This window comes from Chrysiogenia bacterium (assembly GCA_020434085.1).
Lineage (GTDB): Bacteria > JAGRBM01 > JAGRBM01 > JAGRBM01 > JAGRBM01 > JAGRBM01.
Map to the genome: position 1 here is coordinate 1 of JAGRBM010000036.1, position 6,405 is coordinate 6,405.

4 protein-coding genes are annotated in these 6,405 nt (G+C 67.4%); all 4 read right to left on the reverse strand.

Going from position 1 to position 6,405, the window contains the following annotated elements:
* Positions 1-893 (reverse strand): methylmalonyl-CoA mutase (locus tag KDH09_00960; protein ID MCB0218237.1); only part of this gene is annotated, 893 nt, incomplete at its 3' end.
* Positions 890-2,935 (reverse strand): methylmalonyl-CoA mutase small subunit, encoded by a 2,046-nt coding sequence (locus tag KDH09_00965; GenBank protein MCB0218238.1) that lies wholly within the window; start codon positions 2,933-2,935, stop codon positions 890-892. The genes KDH09_00960 and KDH09_00965, both read right to left, overlap by 4 nt.
* Before the next feature lie 239 nt (positions 2,936-3,174).
* A complete protein-coding gene (locus KDH09_00970; GenBank protein MCB0218239.1) occupies positions 3,175-4,815 on the reverse strand; it encodes a hypothetical protein in 1,641 nt (546 codons plus the stop codon).
* Between the two features lie 15 nt (positions 4,816-4,830).
* The gene (gene rlmN, locus KDH09_00975) at positions 4,831-5,931 is read right to left on the reverse strand and encodes a 23S rRNA (adenine(2503)-C(2))-methyltransferase RlmN (protein ID MCB0218240.1); all 1,101 of its coding nucleotides are present in this window, start codon (positions 5,929-5,931) and stop codon (positions 4,831-4,833) included.
* Positions 5,932-6,405: the final 474 nt, after the last annotated feature.

Here is a 6,405-nt window from a genome sequence, read left to right on the forward strand (position 1 = left end):
ATGCCGATGGCCCAGAAGAACGAGAGCCGCGGCGCAAACGCGTCCACGTCGAGCCCTGCCTCGATGCCGGCGCGCACATATTCCACGCCGTCGGCCAGCGTGTAGGCCAGCTCGAGGTCCGCTGTCGCACCGGCTTCCTGCATGTGGTAGCCCGAGATCGAGATCGAGTTGAACTTGGGCATGTTGCGCGAGGTGTAGCCGAAGATGTCGGAGATGATCCGCATCGAGGGCGTGGGCGGATAGATGTAGGTGTTGCGGACCATGAACTCCTTGAGGATGTCGTTCTGGATCGTGCCCGAGAGCTTGTCGGGCGAGACGCCCTGCTCTTCAGCCGCAACGATATAGAGCGCCAGCACGGGAAGCACCGCGCCGTTCATGGTCATGGACACGCTCATCTTGTCGAGGGGAATGCCGTCGAAGAGCGTGCGCATGTCGAAGATCGAATCGATGGCCACGCCCGCCATGCCCACGTCGCCGTGGACGCGCGGGTGGTCGGAGTCGTAGCCGCGGTGGGTCGCCAGGTCGAAGGCCACCGAGAGCCCCTTCTGCCCGGCCGCCAGGTTGCGGCGGTAGAAGGCGTTGGAGTCCTCGGCCGTCGAGAAACCGGCGTACTGGCGCACGGTCCACGGGCGCTGCACATACATGGTGGGATACGGCCCGCGCAGAAACGGCGGCAGGCCCGGCAGGGTGTCGAGATGGTCGAGCCCCTTGTAGTCGGCCGCACTGTAGAGCGGGCGGACCTTCACACTCTCGGGCGTCTCCCAGGTCATCTCTTCGGGACTCGAATGGGTCTCGGCCTTGAAGCTTTTGGCCCACTCGCCGAGGTCTGCCAAGCCGGCGCCGGGCTTGTCGCTCTCAAATGCGATCTTCGTAAAGTCGGGGATCTTGCTCATGCCGCACCTCCCTGGACGCCCAGATGCGCCAGTGCTCCGCCCACCGAGTCGAGCACGTTGCAGCCGACGAAGACGAATTCCTCGACGCCGGCCTTGCGATAGGTTTCTTCGTTCTCACCGGGGTTGCCGGCCAGATAGATGCGGCTGGCGCCGGCATCCCTGAGCGCCGGGGCGAAGCTCGCCACCAGCTCCGCGTACTGGTCGTCGCTGCCGCAGAGCACGGCGATCTTCGCGCCGCTCTCCTTGAAGGCAGCGGCCATGGCCGCCGGGTCGGAGAATCCGTCATTGCCCAGCGCCAGGATGCCGCCGGCCTCGAAGAAGTTCTTGGCGTAGCTCGCGCGCGCGGTGTGCTGGGCCACGCGTCCCAGGTTCGCAAGGAAAACGCTGGGGCGGCTGCCCTTTCCCGCGAGCGCGGCATCGCTGGCATCGCGCATCGCCTCGAAGGGCTCGGAGAGCCGGCGAAGCGGAAGCGCCTGCATGCGCGCGCCGCCATCGGCAATCCCCGTGGCAATCGCCGAGAGGCTAGCGCCCTTGCCGGCGGCTTCGACGAGCGCCTCGAAGAGCGCGCCGCCACCGGCAGCGGGGAGGCCCTGCAACGCCGGGTCGTTCGCGCGCTTGCGCGGCGCGGGCACCTCGCGCGCGGGCAGCTCTTCATGGATGTTCGGGAACTCGCTCACGCCGGTGATCGGATCCTTGCGGCGGGCGATGTTCTTTGCGCGGCTCTCGTGCACGGCATTGATCTGCTCGGCAATGAAGCCGCTCCCAAGCGCTTCGAGCATGCCGCCCTTCTCCTCGATCTGCTGGAAGAAAATCCAGGCCGCCTCGGCGAGCTGCTCGGTGCGGCGCTCGACGTACCAGCTCCCGCCGGCGGGATCGACCACGCGAAAGAGATTCGATTCCTCGCCGAGGATGAGCTGGGTGTTGCGCGCCACGCGGCGGGCCAGGTCATTGGGAAGCCCGATGGCCGCATCGAAGGGCGCAACGGTTACCGCGTCGGCGCCGCCCACGGCGCCCGCGAAGGTGACCACTGTCGTGCGGAGCATGTTCACCCACGGATCATTCTTTGTGAGAATCCGGCGGCCGGTGGTCGCGTGCAGGTGCGCCATGGCGCGGGCATTCTCGCTCGCGCCGCAGGCCCCGGCAACGCGCGCCCACAGGGCGCGCGCGGCGCGCAGCTTCGCAACGCCGAGGAACTGGTCGGCGCTGAGCGAATAGGTGAATGCGATCTGAGCGCAGGCGGCGTCCATGTCCATGCCTGCGGCTTCAAGCGCGCGCAGGTAAGCGAGCGCCGTGCTCATCGAGATTGCGAGGTCCTGCGCCTCGCTGGCACCGGCGCCATGGTAGGCGCTGGTGTCCACGCAAAGGGCGGTGGCTTTGGGAAGGTTCTTGCCGGTCCACTGCGCCAGGTCGGCGGCCTGGGCGAGCGCGTCGGCGACGGAGCTCGAAAGACCGCCGGTTCCGGCGAGTGTGCCCAGCGGATCGACGCCGAAGTGCACGCGCGCGTCACCGGGCTTGATGTTCTTCTCTTTCAAAAGTGCGGCGAGCAGCGCGGCGGCCGCAACGGCGTTGGCACCCGCGCCCAGCGCAAGCGGCGCGACGTCAAGATAAACGCCCTCGAGCGCCGCCTTCAGCTCTGCGAGGGACTCGATTCCCACGCCGCCGGTGTGGCCGTCATCGATGCGCAGCAGGATGGAGTTCACGCCGCGCTCGAGATCCTTGAGGATCGCCTCGCTGGTCGTCTTCACGTCCGGGTGGGCGTGTTCCTGGCAGATGTCCCAGCCCTCTGCGGCGGCGCCCGAAGCATGGGCGCCGCGGGTGAAGGGATCGGCGCCGGGCAGCCCGGCCGGGTCGCCCCCTGCTTCCCAGTCCTCGCGGGTGTAGAGGGGTTTTAAGTCAAAGCCTTCGTAGGTGCGGGTGACCATCTTCTTCTCGAAGGGGGCGCCGCCAAGGGCCTTGTCCACGACCTTGAGCCACTGCTCGTAGGTGGGCTTCTCGAAGTCCCCGGCAAGCGAGAGGTCCGCGTAGTTCTTCTGGTCCGACATGGATTCTCCTGTCCGGGCGGGTGCTGAACGGGGCTCAAAAAGTGCCCCGCATCGACCCAGGAGGAAGCCCGGAAATTTCGTGTTGCGCGTCAACGCTGGCGGGGGCGGGAAAGGGCCGGTCCGGCCGCTGCGGGGCCCTGACAGCCCTCGCACCCCCAAGCGGGGCGCTACCTTAGTCCGGGCCGGGCGCTCTGCAAAGCCCCTGACTAGCCAGTCAGCGGCCCGCCTTCGCGGGAGTTCTAGGGAGCCGGGGCGCTCTGGGGCTCGGCGGGCGGAGCCGCTTCGGGCGCGGCGTCCTCGGCCGCCGGGGCGGCGGGTTCTCCAGCGGATTCCGGAGCGGATGCTGGAGCCGCCTCGCTCACGGTCCCGGGAGCGGAGGGCGCTGGTGTAGTCGCGCCCTCGGCAGGCGCTTCGGGCTGAGTGTCCACAGGCGGAGTCGGCGCTTCCGCAGCCGGAGCGGGCATCGCCGCCTGCTCTTCTATTACCGGCGCTGCAGGCTCGGTTGCGGGTTCAGTCACCGGGGCGTTCTGCGAAGCAGTGACGGGCGCAGGCTCCGCCGGTGCCGCCGGTGCTGGAGCAGCCGCAGCGGGCGCTGCAGGTGCCGGAGCTTCCATTGCCGTTTCGGGCTCTGGAGCCGGCGCAGCAGTTGCGGGTTCGGCAACCGCCGCGGGCTCCGTGGTCGCAGCCTGCACGGGCTCGCTCGGCTCGGTCGGAGTCGGCGCTGCCTGCTCAAACTGCGCGGGGTCGGGCTTGCGGGCCGGCATCTTCACCGGCGTGGAAGCCGCGGGCTGCTTGGGAGCCGGTGGCGGCGGCGCGGGAGTAGCAGGCTTGGCCGCCGCCTCCTGAACCGGCGCCGGGGCCTCGGGCTCTACGGGCTCAGGCGTTTTTGTCGGCGCGGGCGTCGGTGCCGGTGCCGGTGCCGGTGCAGCCGCACTCTGCTTCACCGGGGCAGGTGCAACCGGTTTCTGCGTCGCAGCCGGAGTCACCGGCGCGGCAGGCTTCGCAGGCGGCGGTGTAACGGCGGCCTCCACCGGCACTTCCTCGGAAGCGGGTTCGGGCTGCGCTGGAGAAGCCGCAGGCTCGGGCGCCGCGGGCGTTGTCTCGGCAAGCGGCTCAGCGGCGGGCTCGATCTCGGGCTCAACCGCGGGCGCTTCGGGGGCCGGCATGGCGGTCGGGGCCGGCGCCTCCGCCGGCGTCACGACCGGCGCCGCTGCGGGCTCACCCGTTTCGGACTGTTTCTCTTCGCCGAAGAGCTCCCAGACGGGCTTGCTCTGCGGCGCGACGGGTTCTTCGGGCGTGCCGGTGAGCGCCTCGGCCGGAGCCTCGGCCGGCGGGTTCTCGCTGGGCTGCAGGGTGAAGTCGGACGGCGCGTCTTCCACCTCTTCAGGCACGGGCTCGGGCTCGGCGGGCTTTTCGGGAACGACCTCAAAGGTGAGCGAGGCGAGCTGGCGGTTGTTTCCCTGTACGCGGATCTCGTAGGTGCCCAGGTCGCCCGCGCCCAGTGCGGCGGGCGTGATGTGCTCGCCCATCACGCACAGCGAGCGGTGCGTGACGTTCACAAAGAATTCCTTGAAGTTGAGAATCTTCGTGCGACCCTGGCGCCCGGCGGGGCGAATCACCTGCACCGCGAGGCTGCGCATCCCGAAGGGGCCGCCGTTGTCGTAGAGGATGCCGATGGGCTCGCCTGCGGCGAACTGATTCTTGTGCTTGCCCAGCTCGCAGGTGCCGGGTTCGGCCACTTCGCCGAGGGTGAGCGTGGGGGTGCTCGGCCGGGTCGGGGCCGTCTTTTCGGGCTTCGTATCGCATCCGCCGCCGAGGACAGTGATCGACAGGCAGATGGCCAGCGCGCAGCCGGCGGCAAGCCGCATTCCCCACTTCATTTGCACGTCCCCTGCTTATCCCGCTTTTTTGCGCGCCTGCGGATCGCCGCGCCGCTGCAGCATACCGCATGCGGCGTCGATGTCATTGCCGCGGGTCTTGCGCACCATCGCATTGTAGCCGGAATTGATGAGGATGTTCTGGAATCGCACCACGGTCGCATCGTCGGGGCGTTTCCAGTCGACTTCGTCGAATTCGTTGAAGGGAATGAGGTTCACCTTCACTTCGAGCCCGCGCAGGTAGGAAGCCAGGCGCTTGGCGTCGGCCACCTGGTCATTGAAGCCGGCAAGCATGACGTACTCAATGGTGATCTTGCGCCGGTTGGGCAGCGGGAACTCTTCAAGGGCCTTGCGCAGCTCGGCCATGTTCCACTTGCGGTTGGGCGGCATGATCTGCGAGCGCTGCTCGTCGGTGCTGGCGTTCAAAGACAGCGCGAGGTTCACGTCGCTCTCGGCGCCCAGCTTCTTGAGCCCCGGTATGAGGCCCGAACTGGAGACCGTGATCTTGCGGCTCGAGAGCTTGAAGGCGAAGTCCGACTGCAGGAGCGAGATGACGCTCTTGAGATTCTCCCAGTTCTGCAGGGGCTCGACCATGCCCATGAACACGATGTTCGAGAGACGACGGTCCTCACCGTAGAGCTCGGTGACCATGCGCTTTGCATGAAGGATCTGCCCGACGATCTCCCAGGTTTCGAGGTTGCGCTTGAGGCCCAGTAGCGCCGTCGCGCAGAACTTGCAGCCGATGGCGCAGCCCACCTGGGAAGAAACGCACAGCGTGATGCGGTCGTCCTCGGGAATGAGCACGCTCTCGATGCGGTCGCCCCCCGCGACTTCGAAGAGCCACTTGACCGTGCCGTCCTTCGAGCGCTGCTCGCGCGCGACCCTGGGCAGCTCGATCTTGAAGCGCTCGGCCAGACCGCGGCGGAAGTCCTTGGAGACGTTGCTCATCTCCATGAAGTCGTCGACGCCCTTGTCGTAGACCCAGAGCAGAAGCTGCTGGGCGCGAAAGCGCTCCTTGCCCAGGTCGGCAATGGCCGCTTCGAGCTCCTTCGTGCCCAGATCCAGCAGGTTCCGGCGCGTGTCGGCCTCGGGGGCAATCTGTTGTGCAGTCTCGGTCATTCCCGTTCGCTTCTCTTCGGGCCGGCTTCCGGCCCGGAAGGCCCTGATTGTGGGCATTTGGGGCCAAAAATCAATGGGAGAAGGTTACCGGGACCGCCAGAAGGGTTCAAACGGGGGGTTGAAGGCCCGCGCAGGGGCAGCCGGGCGACCGGAATGACGGACTATGAACCGCCAAGGCGCCAAGTGCGCCTAAGGATTCCGCAGTGATCCCTTCCGCCTTGGCGTCCTTGGCGCCTTGGCGGTTTTCCGATCTTCATTTCTGATTTTTTGTTCGAAATCTCTCTCCTTCCTCGCGATCTCATTTCCGTGTTTTTTTTTTGCTGAAGGCTGCGGGCGGTTACGGCGGGCCGCGTCCGGGGGAGTCGGCGCGGCATTCGTAGGCGGGCTGTGGATTCGAGGCGGGGGAATCGTGCATGTGCACGTGCTCGTGCACGACTTCTTCGGCGGGTGGCGCGTTGGGGCTGTCGTCGGTTG